This window comes from Pacificimonas sp. ICDLI1SI03, from assembly GCF_054740865.1.
This window is the reverse complement of the sequence record NZ_JBSQAU010000002.1, coordinates 109,572-124,402: the sequence shown is the minus strand read 5'-3', so window position 1 is coordinate 124,402 and position 14,831 is coordinate 109,572. Positions and strand designations below refer to the sequence as shown.

16 protein-coding genes are annotated in these 14,831 nt (G+C 61.6%); 7 read left to right on the top strand and 9 right to left on the bottom strand.

Annotation, left to right across the window (positions count from 1 at the left end):
- Positions 1–25 precede the first annotated feature (25 nt).
- The 3 genes from ACSMXM_RS12570 to ACSMXM_RS12560 are packed head-to-tail and all read right to left on the bottom strand — an operon-like array spanning position 26 to position 2,069.
- Positions 26–694, bottom strand: a complete 669-nt coding sequence (locus ACSMXM_RS12570; protein WP_460316632.1) for a TPM domain-containing protein — start codon at positions 692–694, stop codon at positions 26–28.
- The gene (locus ACSMXM_RS12565) at positions 695–1,480 is read right to left on the bottom strand and encodes a TPM domain-containing protein (RefSeq protein ID WP_460316630.1); all 786 of its coding nucleotides are present in this window, start codon (positions 1,478–1,480) and stop codon (positions 695–697) included.
- A gap of 10 nt (positions 1,481–1,490) precedes the next feature.
- Positions 1,491–2,069 (bottom strand): LemA family protein, encoded by a 579-nt coding sequence (locus ACSMXM_RS12560; RefSeq protein WP_460316628.1) that lies wholly within the window; start codon positions 2,067–2,069, stop codon positions 1,491–1,493.
- A 179-nt stretch (positions 2,070–2,248) separates the two neighbouring features.
- On the opposite strand from ACSMXM_RS12560, the gene yghX reads away from it, so the two are divergent.
- From yghX to ACSMXM_RS12540, 4 genes are all read left to right on the top strand, one after another.
- Positions 2,249–3,136, top strand: coding sequence for a YghX family hydrolase (gene yghX, locus ACSMXM_RS12555; protein WP_460316626.1), 888 nt, complete (start codon positions 2,249–2,251; stop codon positions 3,134–3,136).
- Positions 3,137–3,309: 173 nt separating this feature from the next.
- Entirely contained in the window at positions 3,310–3,822 is a 513-nt protein-coding gene (locus ACSMXM_RS12550) for a 2Fe-2S iron-sulfur cluster-binding protein (RefSeq protein WP_460316624.1), read from the top strand.
- Entirely contained in the window at positions 3,819–4,808 is a 990-nt protein-coding gene (locus ACSMXM_RS12545) for an FAD binding domain-containing protein (protein ID WP_460316622.1), read from the top strand. Before ACSMXM_RS12550 ends, ACSMXM_RS12545 begins: the two co-directional genes overlap by 4 nt.
- Positions 4,805–7,018 (top strand): xanthine dehydrogenase family protein molybdopterin-binding subunit, encoded by a 2,214-nt coding sequence (locus tag ACSMXM_RS12540; protein WP_460316620.1) that lies wholly within the window; start codon positions 4,805–4,807, stop codon positions 7,016–7,018. Before ACSMXM_RS12545 ends, ACSMXM_RS12540 begins: the two co-directional genes overlap by 4 nt.
- 22 nt (positions 7,019–7,040) lie before the next feature.
- Here ACSMXM_RS12540 and folE read toward each other — a convergent pair whose 3' ends face one another.
- Genes folE through ACSMXM_RS12525 form a run of 3 tightly spaced genes read right to left on the bottom strand, consistent with a single transcriptional unit; the run spans position 7,041 to position 8,617 of the window.
- On the bottom strand, positions 7,041–7,664 hold the full coding sequence (gene folE / locus ACSMXM_RS12535) for a GTP cyclohydrolase I FolE (RefSeq protein ID WP_460316619.1): 624 nt from the start codon (positions 7,662–7,664) through the stop codon (positions 7,041–7,043).
- 51 nt (positions 7,665–7,715) lie between these two features.
- Positions 7,716–8,231 carry an NUDIX hydrolase gene (locus ACSMXM_RS12530; RefSeq protein ID WP_460316617.1) on the bottom strand — a complete coding sequence of 172 codons (516 nt, stop codon included), beginning with the start codon at positions 8,229–8,231 and terminating at the stop codon, positions 7,716–7,718.
- Positions 8,219–8,617 (bottom strand): DUF4870 family protein, encoded by a 399-nt coding sequence (locus tag ACSMXM_RS12525; RefSeq protein WP_460316616.1) that lies wholly within the window; start codon positions 8,615–8,617, stop codon positions 8,219–8,221. The genes ACSMXM_RS12530 and ACSMXM_RS12525 overlap by 13 nt, the downstream gene beginning before the upstream one ends.
- 144 nt (positions 8,618–8,761) lie before the next feature.
- Between ACSMXM_RS12525 and ACSMXM_RS12520 the strand changes: the two genes are divergently transcribed.
- A complete protein-coding gene (locus tag ACSMXM_RS12520; protein WP_460316615.1) occupies positions 8,762–10,033 on the top strand; it encodes an MFS transporter in 1,272 nt (423 codons plus the stop codon).
- Positions 10,034–10,078: 45 nt separating this feature from the next.
- Here ACSMXM_RS12520 and argB read toward each other — a convergent pair whose 3' ends face one another.
- Complete coding sequence (gene argB, locus ACSMXM_RS12515) at positions 10,079–10,981, bottom strand: acetylglutamate kinase (RefSeq protein WP_460316613.1); 903 nt, start codon at positions 10,979–10,981, stop codon at positions 10,079–10,081.
- A 192-nt stretch (positions 10,982–11,173) separates the two neighbouring features.
- On the opposite strand from argB, the gene ACSMXM_RS12510 reads away from it, so the two are divergent.
- Positions 11,174–12,139, top strand: a complete 966-nt coding sequence (locus tag ACSMXM_RS12510; protein ID WP_460316612.1) for a cation diffusion facilitator family transporter — start codon at positions 11,174–11,176, stop codon at positions 12,137–12,139.
- Here ACSMXM_RS12510 and ACSMXM_RS12505 read toward each other — a convergent pair.
- Together ACSMXM_RS12505 and ACSMXM_RS12500 are read right to left on the bottom strand one after the other, a co-directional pair.
- A complete protein-coding gene (locus ACSMXM_RS12505) occupies positions 12,061–12,696 on the bottom strand; it encodes an exopolysaccharide biosynthesis protein (protein ID WP_460316611.1) in 636 nt (211 codons plus the stop codon). The genes ACSMXM_RS12510 and ACSMXM_RS12505 overlap by 79 nt on opposite strands.
- Positions 12,697–12,763: 67 nt before the next feature.
- Positions 12,764–13,627: a 3-hydroxyacyl-CoA dehydrogenase NAD-binding domain-containing protein gene (locus tag ACSMXM_RS12500; RefSeq protein WP_460316609.1), complete on the bottom strand. Its 864-nt coding sequence runs from the start codon at positions 13,625–13,627 to the stop codon at positions 12,764–12,766.
- Between the two features lie 156 nt (positions 13,628–13,783).
- On the opposite strand from ACSMXM_RS12500, the gene ACSMXM_RS12495 reads away from it, so the two are divergent.
- A complete protein-coding gene (locus tag ACSMXM_RS12495) occupies positions 13,784–14,818 on the top strand; it encodes a hypothetical protein (RefSeq protein WP_460316608.1) in 1,035 nt (344 codons plus the stop codon).
- Positions 14,819–14,831 lie beyond the last annotated feature (13 nt).

Below are 14,831 nucleotides of genomic sequence, written 5' to 3'. Positions count from 1 at the left end.
CCTCTCCTTATCTTTGCGCTGACTTCTAAACCTCGATCAGTCTGTCTGGCAACTCGTTCGGTTTCTCAGCGCCTGGCGGGAAATGTTCTGCCATCACGTTGCCTGCATTCTCCACCGCGGCGACGAAGCCGCCTGCGATATCGCCACTGCGCGCGTGGCTTAGGATGGCGCTGACTGTGTCGCCCCAGATCGTCTCGTCGACTTTAGTATAGATGCCTTCGTCGGCGATGATTTCAGCATGGCGGTCCAACCGTGAGAGAAATATCAACACGCCGGTACGCCCCTCGGTCAGGTGGATGCCGTGCGACAGAAAGGCTTCCATCGCCGCACGATGAACGGCAAATTCGCGGAGTGAAGCAGGGGCCAGCCGATACCGTATCTTCCCCAAGGAAACGATCAGCCAAGTCAGCGCGAACAGGATCGCCGACGCGGCCACCATCAGGGTAACGGTTTCGCGAACACCCGCAGCGCCGCCGGCCGACCACCCCAGGTCCACCCACGCCGGATCGAGAACACCGAACCAGAGGAGAAGGGGCGGCAGGAGCAATGCCGACAATGCCGCAAGCCCGAGCGGGACTACGACATGATCGTCGGCACCCTCCGTAAACACGCAGAAGATCTCGCCGGAAGTCATCTGTTCCGCGGCCCCGATTGCCTGGCTAACGCGGACATGATCTTCGTGCGAAAGCGCCATCTACCAGCCCCCGCTCGCGCCGCCGCCGCCGAAGCTGCCCCCGCCGCCGGAAAAGCCGCCACCGGAAAATCCGCCGCTGGAAAATCCACCCGAACCCCCGCCATGATGTGTCGGCATGCCAAAGAAGACGAGGCCACCCCTGCGCCGACGGCCCTTTCCGCGACGCGACATTGCCCAAATGTTGAACCCGACGATCAGCAACAGCCAGATCAGTCCCCAGGACTGGCCGCCCTCCTGCCCGGCGCTGCTTTGCCTGGCGTCCTCGGCAGCACGCAAATTGGCGGCGGCCTCCTCGGGGGAAACGGACAATTGCGTTGCCAGCGTATCCACGCCCGCCAGAATACCGCCCTCCAAATCGCCGGCCTTGAAGCGGGGAAGGATCTGCCGATTGATGACCAGGAAGCTGAGACCGTCGGACATGATGCCTTCCAGGCCATATCCCACCTCTATCCGGACCTTCCGCTCGTTCGGCGCGACGAGCAGGATTATGCCATCATTATCCTCGCCACTGCCGATGGCCCATTCCCTGCCCAGACGATATCCGTACTCCTCGATAGGATAGTCCTGCAGATCGGGAACCGTCGCAACGACCAATTGCCGCCGGGTGGTATCCTCAAGTTGTTGCAGCTTGGCGGTCAATTCAGCTTCCGTCTGAGGCTGTAGAATGTCCGCGGCGTCGACCACCCTGCCTGTCAGAGGCGGAAAGTCCTGGGCCCAAGCGGCGCCGGTCCAGCCGCCGAGGAGGGTCAGCAACAAAAGCCATGGCAGGAAGCGCGTGAAGTTCACCTCCGCGCGCCTAGAATTCCACCCTCGGTGCTTCTTCGGCGCCTGCCGTGGTCGCCTCATACGGCTGCATGGGTTCGGCATCGTAAATATAGCGCGCCGCGATCAGGCTGGGGAAGGTGCGCACCTCCGTATTATAGGCCTGCACCGCGGCATTATAATCACGGCGGGCGACGGCGATGCGATTTTCGGTCCCCTCAAGTTGCTGCTGCAACATCAGAAAGTTCTCGTTCGAGCGCAGCTCCGGATATCTTTCGACGGTGACAAGCAGACGCGACAAGGCGCCGGACAACTGATCCTGCGCCGCAGCATATTGCTGCATTTGGGCGGGATCGGTCAGGTCGCCCGGATCGAGATTTACCTGCGTGGCGGATGCGCGCGCCTGTGTGACGGCTTCAAGCACCTCACGCTCCTGCGCGGCAAAGCCCTTTGCCGTGGCGACCAGATTGGGGACCAGATCTGCACGGCGCTGGTAATTATTCTCAACGTCCGCCCACCGACCTTTGGCTTCTTCTTCTGCAGTGGGAACGGAATTGATGCCGCAGGCGGACAGGGTAGTGGCGGCAAAGGCGATCATAAGGAACTTGCGCATGGGTCTCGTCCCGAAAAGTTGAACGTCTCTTATCGCGGAATCGCGACGGCCATGCAAATAGGTCAAATAGTGCCAAACGCCATGGCAGCGCCAACCTTGGACGCAGCCTGTGACGTCATGAAGCGGGAACCCCATACATGCTGCGCTGTTAACCATTAAGCCACGAAGGGGAGAAGCCAGTGTCCGACCGAATGAAGGCCAGCGATTTCCATCCGCGCATACTCGAAATCTTCGACGGCTATGTGCACGGCAAACTAACGAAGCGCGACTTCATCTCTCGTGCCACACGCTATGCGGCCGCTGGCGTCACCGGCGCCATGCTGCTCGACCAGTTGAAACCGGATTACGCATGGGCGGAGCAGGTGCCTGCAGACGATCCCGAAATCGGCACGGAACGCGTCACCTTTGCCAGTCCCGACGGGCACGGGTCGATGAGTGGTCTGCTGGCCTGGCCGACGAAACGTGAGGGGCCGCTACCGGGGGTTCTTGTGATTCACGAAAATCGAGGCCTCAACCCCTATATCGAGGATGTGGTGCGGCGGACCGCAAAGGCGGGGTTCGTCGCTCTTGGTCCCGATGCGCTCAGTAGCCTGGGTGGCTATCCCGGCAATGACGACGAGGGCCGCAAGATGCAGGCGGACCTGGACCCGGAAAAACTGATGGAGGACTTTTTCGCGGCGTTCCGCTGGCTGCGTGATGACGATCGCACGACGGGCAAGATTGGCGCTGTCGGCTATTGCTATGGCGGCGGTGTCGCCAATGCGCTCGCTGTGTCGCAGCCGGACCTTGCCGCGGCGGTGCCCTATTACGGTCGTCAACCGCAGGCGGAAGAGGTGCCCTCTATCCAGGCGCCGCTAATGCTTCATTATGCCGGCCTCGACGAGCGCATCAATGAAGGCTGGCCCGCCTATGAAGCTGCGTTGGCGGAACATCAGAAGCGCTACAGTGTGCATTTCTATCCCGACGTCCATCACGGTTTTCACAATGACACCACCCCCCGCTTCGACGCGGCAGCGGCGTCACTATCATGGGCACGAACGCTGGATTTCTTCCGGCGCAATCTTTGATCGCTATCCGATGACCGGCATATTTACATAGATCAATCAAGGCGATGCGTGTCGCCCGGAACTGCCGCATCGCCCTGACGTTGGAACAGTGAACGGCGTCGGCGGGCAATTCTGCACGCGCGAAGGCCGGGGCGATATGGATGCGCCTGCCGCACTGACCAAGAGGGACCGACATGCAGACACAGCTCTCCATCAACGGGGAAAGCCATGAGCTGGAGGCGGACAGCCGCACCACTCTGCTGGACGCGCTGCGCAACCATCTGGGTCTGACCGGATCGAAAAAAGGGTGCGACCACGGACAATGCGGAGCGTGCACTGTCCTCATCAACGGTCGCCGCATCAACTCCTGCCTGACACTCGCGTGCATGCATGATGGCGACGACATTACCACCATTGAGGGAATCGGATCGCCCGGCGCCCTGTCGCCGCTGCAGGACGCCTTTGTCCGCCATGACGGCTATCAATGCGGATATTGCACGCCGGGCCAGATCTGCTCCGCCACTGCGATGCTGCAGGAGGTGCAGGCGGGCTGGCCATCGCATGTGTCCACGTCGCTGGAGGATGACGTATCCCTCAGCAATGAGGAGATTGGCGAACGCATGGCCGGGAACCTGTGCCGCTGTGCAGCCTATCCCAATATCGTCGCGGCGATACGCGAAGTCGCTGGCACGGGAGAAGACGCATGAGGCCGTTCGAATATACGCGTGCCACTACGACCCGCGATGCGACACGAGCCGGGACAGGCGGCGCAACGATTATCGCGGGCGGGACCAATTTGCTGGACCTGATGAAGCTGGAGGTCATGGCGCCAGAGCGTCTGATCGACATCAATCGCCTCGGTCTGAATGCGATTGAAGAAAGCGGCGACGGCGGCCTGCGCATCGGCGCATTGGTGCCCAACAGCGACCTGGCGGCGGATCGGCGAGTTCGCAAGGATTGGCCCATCCTGTCGCGAGCGCTTCTTGCCGGGGCATCCGGGCAGTTGCGCAACAAGGCGACCACGGGCGGCAATTTGTGCCAACGGACCCGGTGCTATTATTTCTACGACACCGATATGCCGTGCAACAAGCGCGAACCCGGCTCCGGCTGTCAGGCAATGGGCGGCTTTAATCGGATTCACGCCATTCTGGGCACCAGCGAGCAATGCATTGCAACCCACCCCAGCGACATGGCGGTGGCACTGCGCGCGCTGGACGCCGTGGTGGAAATCGAGAACGCGGAGGGGAAGCGGCGCAGCATTCCCATCGCGGAATTTTATCGATTGCCGCACGGTACGCCGCATCTGGACAATGAATTACATCCAGGCGACCTGATCACGGCGGTGACGCTGCCCGCTCCTGTTGGCGGGGCGCAGATATACCGTAAGGTCCGGGACCGGGCGTCATACGCATTCGCGCTGGTTTCCGTGGCCGCGATCGTGACGATGGAGGGGGACCGCATTGCCTCGGCCAGCCTGGCCTTTGGCGGCCTGGCGCATATGCCTTGGCGAGATGACGAGATGGAGGCGGTACTGGTCGGCGCGACACCCTCCGACGAGTTGTTCGATCGTGCCGCTGATGTCCTGCTGAATGATGCACAGGGCTATGGTCATAATGATTTCAAAATCCCCCTGACACGCCGCACGCTGAAAGCCGTACTTCGCGATGCGTGTAATGTAGGAGAGCCGGCATGACGCGCACGATGACCATGGACCGGCCCGATGAACGTCGCCGGCTGGATGATATGTCGCAGGGGCTTGTCGGACGCCCGCTGGACCGGCCGGACGGCCCGTTGAAGGTTTCCGGAACGGCAACCTACGCGCATGAATGGAATGTGCCGAACGCCGCCTATGGCGTGCTCGTACGCGCACCTTTTTCAAACGGTCGCCTGAGACGGATCGACAGTGCCGCAACGGAGGCGCTCGACGGCGTTGTCGGGGTTTTTACCGGCGAAAAATTCCTTCGCAATCCGGCACAGGGTGGCGCTGATGAGGCCCCGGTGCAGGGAACGGAGAAGGTGCAATATCTGGGACAGCCCGTCGCGCTGGTAGTGGCTGACACGTTCGAGCAGGCCCGCCATGGCGCCCAGAACCTTGCCCTGGAATGGACCGCCGAAAACGGGGTTTTCGACCCCGAAGCACAGGCCGCGGACGCCGAGGAGCAGGAAGACGAGACGGTCGATCAGGGTGATCTCGACGGGGCGATGCGCGCTGCCGCCTTTACCGTGGACGAGGTGTATCGAACCCCCTGTCACAACAGCGCCGCGATGGAGCCGCATTGCTCGATCGCGGAATGGGACGGCGAGGATCTGCTGCTGCGCGGCAGCTATCAGATGTTGAATTACAATGTGAACGAACTGGCGGATTCGCTCGGCATCGATGTCGCCCGGGTTCGCATGCTGTCTCCCTATGTCGGTGGTGGCTTTGGATCAAAGCTGGGCATCGCGCCAGAGGCGGTCGCCGCCGCGCTGGCCGCGAAGCAGTTGCAGCGACCGGTCGTCGTGGCGTTGTCACGGCAGCAGGTGTTCGACATGACGATGCGCCGCTCCGAAACCCGGCAGCATATTCGCCTCGCCTGCGATGCCGACGGAATATTGACCGGGCTCGGTCATGAAGGTCTCGTTTCCAACCTGCCGGAGGAGGAATTCGCAGAGCCGATCACGCAGTCGACCCATTTTCTGTACGGCGGTGCAAATCGCAAACTGGGTATCGATCTTGTTCGCCTTAATCGTACCTGCGCCGGGTCCGTGCGCGCGCCGGGCGAGGCTGTGGGCATGCCAGCGCTGGAAAATGCGATGGACGAACTGGCGGAAAAGCTTGGCATGGACCCGGTGGAGCTACGCAAGCGCAACCTGCCAGACAAACACCCCGAAGAGGATATCCCCTTTTCCAGCCGCAAATATGCAGAGGCCATGGACGAGGGCGCGCGGCGTTTCGGCTGGAGCGAGCGCAATATGAAGCCCGGGCAGCTGCGCGAAGGCGACTGGCTGATCGGTCACGGGATGGCGGGCGCCAGCCGGGTAAATATTCTCAGCAAGGCGGAAGCGCGCGTCACCATGGGCAGTGATGACGACGGCGTCTTTGCCACCGTCGAAACGGACATGACCGATATCGGCACGGGCACCTACGCCATTCTGTCGCAGATTGCCGGCGAAATGCTGGGCTTGCCGATGGAGCGGGTCAGGACACAGCTGGGGGATAGCGAGTTTCCGAAGGGTCCGGGGTCGGGCGGCTCCTGGGGTGCCTCCTCATCCGGGTCGGCGGTTTATCTCGCATGCGAGGAAATGCGGGCGGAAATCTGCCAGCGCCTTGGTTGCGAGGAGGCCGACCTAACCTTGAAGGATGGCGACGCGATTGCCGGAAATCGCAAGACGTCCCTTGGCGAATTGATCGGCGGCGGCGGCCAGATATCCGCAGTCGGAAGGATCGAGCCGGGCAAAACGATGAATGAAAGCGCCCAGTCGAGCTATGGCGCGTACTTCTGCGAAGTGGCCGTCGACCGGGTTACCGGCGAGACGCGTGTGCGCCGCATGACAGGCGTCTTTGGTGCAGGGCGTATCCTGAATGTAAAGACCGCAACCTCGCAATGCTATGGCGGCATGAGCTGGGGCATCGGCATGGCGCTGACCGAGGAACTGGTCCATGATTTGCGCGACGGGCACATCGTTAATCGGGATCTGGCCGAATATCATATCCCGGTAAATCTCGACGTGCCGCAACTTGATGTCGTGCTGCTGGACGAGCGAGACGACTGGGCATGCCCGCTGCAGTCAAAGGGCATTGGAGAGCTGGGCCTGTGCGGCGCCGCCGCGTCGGTGATCAATGCAATCTACAATGCGACGGGCGTCCGTGTACGAGATTATCCTGCAACGCTCGACAAGCTGTTGGAAGGCCTGCCGGACTAAGCCCGTTCAGAGAAGCTGCGCGCTAGCGCTGGGCCACACCCATCAGCGACAACACCTCTTCGCGGCTTTTATCATCGTCGCGAAAGACGCCCATCATGCGGCTGGTGGTCATGGTGACGCCTGGCGTGCGAACGCCCCGGGCCGTCATGCAGGCATGGGTTGCCTCGATAACGACGGCGACGCCCTGCGGCTTCAACCCGCCCCAGATGCAATCCGCCACCTCCGCAGTCAGGCGTTCCTGAACCTGCAGGCGACGGGCAAATCCGTGCAAAACGCGCGCAAGTTTGGAAATGCCGACCACATGATGCCGCGGCAGATAGGCGATGTGCGCCTTGCCGATGATGGGCGCCATATGATGTTCGCAATGCGACTGAAACGGTATATCGCGCAGCAGCACGAGCTCGTCATAGCCGCCGACATCCTCAAACACGCGCGACAGATGTTTGCCGGGGTCCTCTTCATACCCCTGACAATATTCCTTCCAGGCACGCGCGACGCGGCCGGGCGTATCCAGCAGTCCCTCACGCTCCGGATTATCGCCCGCCCATTCGATCAGCGTACGGATCGCCGACAGCACTTCATTGGGTATGGCTGCGTCGCGGTCGGGGGCGGCGATCAGGTCGCCATCGTCGGGAGTCTGGGTCATAAGGCATTCCTAAAGGCCGTGCGCCCCGGTGCAATAGCAGCGGCCCCCTGGTCAAAAAAGCGGCAGGGCGGCCATCAGCTTTACATCGATGGCAAGGCCCCGTCCGCGTGCTTTCCCGACGAAATCGGCGACATCCTGTCGCGGCACGAGCCTGACGGTAATGTCCTCGTCCGCCAAGCCGCCGCCATCGCCGACCTTCTGCAGACCGCTCGCGCGGAACAGTGTAAAACATTCCGATGTCAGCCCGGGGGAGGATGCAAATTCCCCCAGCGGCTTCATGCTTTCCGCGCGGTAGCCGGTTTCCTCCTCCAACTCGCGGCGGGCGCTGTCGATGGGGTCTTCACCCGTGACATCGTCGCCTACGATGCCTGCCGGAAAGCCCAGACATGGGCGGCCTAGCGGCACCCTATATTCCTCGATCAGAATCAGTTCGTCGCGATCGGTGAAGGCGACGATGACGGCGGCGCTCAGACCTTGGGCGCGATCGACATATTCCCACGTATCCTTAACGCGGACGCTTAGATATTTGCCCGACCAGACGGATTTTTCCTGCGTCAAAACAGCCACGTCGTTGGATTGGGCATCGGCCGGTTCTCCTTCGCTTTCAAAAGGGCGATGACAGAACGGACAATCAACCACATCGCAAGTATCGGAAACAGGAAAAATCCGATCAGAAGCAGCAGCAGAACCGTCGCAACGGCCACGCCGATCACCGACCCCCAGAAGGTGCGGATATGATAGCGGTAGTGCGTCTCTTCCCAGCTTCCCGGGACAGCATCCGCCTTCAGCAAATAGGCCAGAATGCCGCCTGCCAGCGTCGTCAGCCCGCCAGTGAAGATGCCACACAGCATGACGATGGCGGTAATCAGCGGCTTGTTCTGTGTCAGATCACCCGTGGAGGGGCCCGAAGGCTCGGACGCGCCCTGCGGTCTGTCTGAGAGGGGATCTGTCATTGCATGCCTTTCCCGGTTAGTCGCGCGTCGATGCGTCTGTCGAACGGGTCAGCCCCTGTGCCGTTCCCGTCGCAGCCTGATGACGGGTGTACGCCACCCCTTGAACGGCTTGCCGACTGTCTTGCCACCGCCTAGCAGGCAGGGGTGTTGAAACTGCTCGCCACCCGCCGGTTCGGCCCGTTTTTCGGCGTTCAGTATCTGGGCGCGTTCAACGACAATCTGTACCGCTTTGGTCTGCTGTTCCTGATTACCTATCGCCTGATGGCGGATCGCCCGGCAGAGGCGGCACAGTTGGTGACCATGGCGTCCGGGCTTTTTATCCTGCCCTTCGTGCTTTTTTCGGGCCTGGCGGGTCAGGTAGCCGATGCCATTGACAAGGCGCGCGCGGTACGCGCCATAAAGCTGGCGGAAATCTTCATCATGCTGGCGGGCGCCGCCGCCATGTATCTCGAATCCATTCCGGCGATGTTCACCGTGCTGTTCCTGATGGGGCTGCAGTCCACATTTTTCGGCCCCATTAAATATTCGATCCTGCCGCAGCACCTGTCGCATCGGGAAATTACCGGCGGCACCTCCCTGATAGAGGCGGGGACCTTCGTCTCCGTCCTGACGGGACAGATCGTTGCGGGGTTGATCAGCACACAAGTGGCGATGGCCGCCATCATCATGGTGGCGATCCTCGGTTATTTTGCCGCCCGTGCGGTGCCGCCTGCGCCCGCAGTGCCTGGGCGCCATCCGATCAGCGCCAATATTTTCGGTAGCACGCTGGCTGTCCTGCGGCATCTGTTCGCTTACCGGCATCTGTGGCTAAGCGTGCTTATCGGATCGTGGTTCTGGGCGGTGGGCGTCGTGTTCACGACATTGTTCCTGCCGCTGGTGCAGAACACGCTGGGCGGCACGGAGAGGGTGGCGACGCTGTTCCTGATCGCGTTCAGCATCGGCGTTGCAAGCGGTTCTCTCGTGATTGGCCGGGTGCTGAGGGGGCAGGTTTCCGCCCGAACGCTCGGCGTATCCCTGCTGCTGATGGCGGTGGTGAACGTCGACCTGTACTTCGCGCTGCGGGGATTTCCGGCTCCGGGCGAGCCGCTGCGCGATGTGGGCGCCTTCCTCGCCATCGCGGACAGCTGGCGCATCCTTGTCGACCTCACCCTGTTCGCGGTGGGCGGCGGCAGCTTCATCGTGCCGGTTTATACCATCATGATGACAGGCAGCGATCCTGCGTTGCGGTCACGTACGATTGCCGCCAACAATATCCTTAATGCCCTTGCCATGGTCATTGCCGCCGGCAGCGCCGGTGCGTTACTGGCACTGGGGCTGCGGGTACCGGAAATTCTGCTGATCGGCGCCGGGGTCAGCGCCGCGATGATATGGCCGGCGACGCTTCTGAAGAAGACCGTGCAGGGCATGGACCTGTAAACCCGGCCGCTATGCCCGAAAGTCGTCTAAGACGACTTCTACCCCTCAGCGTTTCACCAATGTACCGGCGCCTTGACGCGTAAAGATCTCCAACAGCAGTCCATGCGGGATGCGTCCGTCCAGGATAACCGCCGCTTCGACACCATTTTCGATGGCATTCAGGCATGTTTCCAGCTTTGGGATCATGCCCCCGGAGATGGTGCCATCCTCGATCAGTGCGGCAACATCATCCGGCACCAGATCGGTCTTCAGCGAACCATCCTTGCCCAGCACGCCTGGCACATCGGTCAGCAGCATCAAACGCGCCGCGTCCAGTGCCGACGCGATCGCGCCCGCCATCGTGTCGGCGTTGACGTTATAGGTATTGCCGTCCTCGCCCACCGCGACGGGCGCGATCACGGGAACGATGCCCGCGTCGATCAGTGTGTCGAGAACACGGCGGTCGACCGCCACCGGCTCGCCGACGAAGCCCAGGTCGATTTCGTGTTCGATCATGCTGTCCGGGTCGCGGCGCGTGCGGGTCAGTTTACGCGCTGTGACCAGCCGCGCATCCTTGCCGCTCAAACCGACGGCGCGGCCGCCGGCAGTGCCGATCCAACGAACGATTTCCTTGTTGATGCTGCCGCCCAACACCATCTCGGCAATCTTGGCGGTTTCCGCATCGGTCACGCGCAGGCCGTCGACGAATTCGCTTTTCACACCGACGCGTGACAGCATTTCACCGATCTGCGGCCCGCCGCCGTGGACGACGACCGGATGGATGCCGACGGTTTTCAGCAAGACCACGTCTTGGGCAAAGTCCAGCGCCTTTGCAGCGTCGCCCATAGCATGTCCGCCATATTTCACGACAAAGATGCGCCCCTCATATTTTTGAATATAGGGCAGCGCCTCTGTCAGCGTCTCGGCCTTGGCAAGCATGTCGGGATGGGGGGCGTGGCTTACATTCATGAACGGCGCTATAGGCGCTCGGGCGGGGGGGAGAAAGTGCCCATGACCGGCCTGGGTGCGGTACGGCGCGGGCGCGGGAAGCGGTATCCGCCGCCGCTGCGATACCAAGGCGACGTTATGACGTCAGTCGATGTCATATCATAACATGTTGAGTTGATTGACAATTTATTCTACAGCGGGCAGGCGGGACCGATGGGCAGCGGACATCATCACGATCATCAGAGTCATGGCCACGACCATGATGGCGGCCACGCGCATGTGCCGGAGGTGACGTCGCGCAATGCCCGCGCGGTCGGCTTTGCTGCGCTTCTGACCGGCAGTTTCATGCTGGTGGAGGTCGCGGGCGGGCTCGTCTCTGGCTCCTTGGCTCTCCTGGCCGATGCCGGGCACATGCTGACGGATTTTGCCGCGCTGGCGCTGGCATGGATGGCATTTCGCCTTGCGCGGCGGCCCGCCGACTGGAAGCGGACCTACGGTTTTGACCGGGTTTCGGTACTGGTCGCCTTCGTCAACGGCATGACCCTGTTCGTGATTGCAGGCTGGATCATGTGGGAGGCGGCGGAACGACTTGCCTCTCCGGCGCCGGTCATGGGACGGACCATGTTGCTGGTCGCGGTGCTGGGCCTGCTGGTGAACCTGTTCGTGCTGTGGATGCTCTCGCGGGGCGAGCGCGACAATCTGAACATACGCGCGGCCAGCCTGCATGTGATGGGCGATCTGCTGGGCTCGATCGGCGCGATTGCGGCGGCGGGCATCATCCTGACGACGGGCTGGACCTTGGCGGATCCCATTCTGTCGGTCTTGGTGGCGCTGATCATTCTCAGAAGCGCCTGGAGCGTGGTGCGCGACAGCGGCCACATCCTGCTGGAGGGCGCGCCGGAGGGGTTGGAAAGCGGCAGGATCGCCGCCGACCTGGTGGATCATGTCCCCGGGCTATTGGCGGTGGACCATGTCCATGCCTGGTCCATTACGCAGGACCGGCCCATGGTGACGCTGCATGGTACGGTCGCCCCGGAAACGTCCGCCGATCCCGTCTGCATCGCCATCCGGCAGCGACTGGCGGGTCATTTCCACGTCGATCACGCCACCATAGAGATCACGAGCGAGGCTGATTCGCTGCCGCCGTCCGGTTGTGACAGCCACAGCCAGCACAGATAGGCTGCGATCGCCGAAAGGGCGAAACCGACCAGCATGAACAGACCGTCCCGTGCCGTCAGGCCGATGCCGAAGATCAGGATGGGCAAGGCCGGCACGTCGACGGCAAAGGGGATCGCCTCCAGCGGCGGCGCGCCCATCACCAGCGCCAGTGCGGAAACGCAGAAGGCGGAAAACCATTGTGCCACGCCGCCTGCCGCCCATTCCAGTCTTGGCTTTACCAGCCTGTCGACACGTCTCAGCCATTTGGCGCTCTTGTCGCGCACGTTCTTCGCGTGATCGACATCAATGCTACGCTGGGCGATGGCGCCGGGGACCCATGGCTGCTTCTTTCCGAACAGCAATTGCACCGACATTAGCAGAATAACCGCCGCGATCACCATGGGCAGAAACGGAATCGCGCCGATCAGGATCGTAATCAGTGCCAATGTGGCGATGACCGGACCGAAGCCGCGCGTGCCATAGGCGCTCAGCAGGTCGCCGACGGACAATTTGCCGTCTTTGGCGCACTTGATTGCCTCATCCAGCAGACTCTCGAGTGGATGCTGTTGCCGGTCCATCGCCAATTTCCCCTTGTCGATGACTCGCGTAGGCCTAACCCACCAGAAAAGCTATATCTTTACAGCTTCACCGGGTTGGGACGGGTTGGTCCCCGGAATAGTCGTAAAAGCCGCGACCGGCTTTGCGTCCGTTCCAGCCAGCCTCCACATATTTCGTCAGCAGCGGTGCGGGACGATATTTCGGGTCGCCCGTCTGACGCTGCAATACCTCCATGACGGCGTGCAGGGTATCGAGCCCGACGAAGTCGGCCAGGGTTAGCGGCCCCATGGGATGGTTCGCGCCCAGCATCAGGCCGCGGTCGATATCTTCGACGCTTCCCACACCCTCTCCCAGGGCGAAGATCGCTTCATTGATCATCGGGCACAGGACGCGGTTGACGATGAAGGCGGGGCTGTCCCCGGCCTTGATGGGTTGTTTGCCGATGCGTTCGCAAAAGGTGCGAACCGCTTCGACGGTTTCGTCGCTGGTCGCCAGCCCGGGAATGACCTCGATCAGCTTCATGACCGGCACGGGGTTGAAGAAATGCAGGCCTAAAAAGCGCTCCGGCCGGTCCGTATGTGTAGCGAGGCCGGTGATGGAGATAGAGGAGGTATTGGTCGCCAGAATGGCGCCGTCTTTCGGCTGAAGCGTCGAAAAGATCTTGCGCTTGACCGCCTCGGCTTCCGTCGCCGCCTCGATGATCAGGTCGCAATCTGAAAATGCGCCCATGTCCGCCGTCGGTTCGATGCGATCGAGTGCGGCCTTGGCATCGGCCTCGTCCAGCTTGCCGCGCTCGACCAGTTTCATCAGACCCTTTTCGATCCCGGATTTGCCCTTTTCGGCCAAAGCCTGGTCCAGATCGGACATAATCGTCTGATATCCCGCCTGCGCCGCAACCTGCGCGATACCGCGTCCCATCTGCCCGCTGCCGATCACGCCGATTTTATTCATGCCAGATTCCAGTGAAATAAGAGGTTTGGCACAGGCATTAGGGCGGCAGCAGGTAAGTCTCAACCCCGGCGGCGGGTCTGCGGATTCCCGGCAATATCGAAGCACTTGCAAGCGCATGTTTTCAGCGCCGCTGCTAGTCAGAGGCGCTAAGGCGGATTGACGGAGGTCATATGGAAGTCGCAGGTGCCACCACCCGGCGTTCCGGGCCATATTTCTCGATCGCTGGCGGGCGCCTGTTCTGCAGTCGGCAGCAATAGGATGACGCTGGTGTCCGCCGACCTGCTGCAATCGGCGCGTGCGGCTCTGCAGGCGCGAAACGAGCCACTCCGCTCCGACGTCACCGAAGCCTATACCGAGGCGTGGGCGAAGCTCGACATCGGCTCTCACTATAACTCATTCCCGGATACGATCAGTTCGGCATGGCCTGCGCTGTCTGCGGCGGGAGAGCAGGAATTTGCCCGCATTCATGCGAAGATCATGGTGGCCGCTATTGACGGTTTTGAAGAACGGGCCATCGGTCAGCATTATCCCGTCTCTGTCCTGGACAATTTTCGTCTCAGCTATACGCGTATCCTGTCCACGATCGCGGCGGGGGATATCGGCCCTTATGGCAAGCCCTCCGATCTCCTGTGGAAAGAGATGGCCCTTGCGACACAGCGGTTGATGCCGGGCGGCGCCCGCGTTCTGGAGCCGCGCGCATTCCTTCCCAGATCGATCCTGTTTCGTGGCGGACCTCTGCAGACAGGGAGGGCTGCGCGCCTGCTTATCCGTTCCGGAACCGGCCCCTATTTGACCATGCACGTGCATGATCCCGAAATCGCGAAATTCAGCGAGCAGGGCTGGTTCGACCTGATGCTGCTGATCGCCGATGTTCTCACATTACGCCCCGATCTCAAGGGCGTCTTTGGTGGCGGCTGGCTTTACGATCCGCAACTGCCGACGGTCAGTCCGCGGCTTGCCTATCATCGCGCCCTGACCATTCCCAATGGCGCCATGACGTTCTTCTACGCGAAGGATGGCGAGAATAGTTACGCATTTTCAAAGTCTACCACGCGCCGCCGCCTACATTCTGAAGGGCAATACGATCCCGAACTGCACATGTGGGTGTGGGAGCGCACCCCCCTCATCGAGTGGGCGCAGAAACAGGCGGGCGGGGTTGGAAGGACTAATTTATATAGTCCCAATATCTAGAATAAACGCCATA

Coding starts and splice junctions, on each gene's coding strand:
- ACSMXM_RS12570 (WP_460316632.1), bottom strand. CDS start 694: ATGGCGCTTTCGCACGAAGATCATGTCCGCGTTAGCCAGGCAATCGGG.
- ACSMXM_RS12560 (WP_460316628.1), bottom strand. CDS start 2,069: ATGCGCAAGTTCCTTATGATCGCCTTTGCCGCCACTACCCTGTCCGCC.
- ACSMXM_RS12550 (WP_460316624.1), top strand. CDS start 3,310: ATGCAGACACAGCTCTCCATCAACGGGGAAAGCCATGAGCTGGAGGCG.
- ACSMXM_RS12545 (WP_460316622.1), top strand. CDS start 3,819: ATGAGGCCGTTCGAATATACGCGTGCCACTACGACCCGCGATGCGACA.
- ACSMXM_RS12540 (WP_460316620.1), top strand. CDS start 4,805: ATGACGCGCACGATGACCATGGACCGGCCCGATGAACGTCGCCGGCTG.
- folE (WP_460316619.1), bottom strand. CDS start 7,664: ATGACCCAGACTCCCGACGATGGCGACCTGATCGCCGCCCCCGACCGC.
- ACSMXM_RS12525 (WP_460316616.1), bottom strand. CDS start 8,617: ATGACAGATCCCCTCTCAGACAGACCGCAGGGCGCGTCCGAGCCTTCG.
- argB (WP_460316613.1), bottom strand. CDS start 10,981: ATGAATGTAAGCCACGCCCCCCATCCCGACATGCTTGCCAAGGCCGAG.
- ACSMXM_RS12510 (WP_460316612.1), top strand. CDS start 11,174: ATGGGCAGCGGACATCATCACGATCATCAGAGTCATGGCCACGACCAT.
- ACSMXM_RS12505 (WP_460316611.1), bottom strand. CDS start 12,696: ATGGACCGGCAACAGCATCCACTCGAGAGTCTGCTGGATGAGGCAATC.
- ACSMXM_RS12500 (WP_460316609.1), bottom strand. CDS start 13,627: ATGAATAAAATCGGCGTGATCGGCAGCGGGCAGATGGGACGCGGTATC.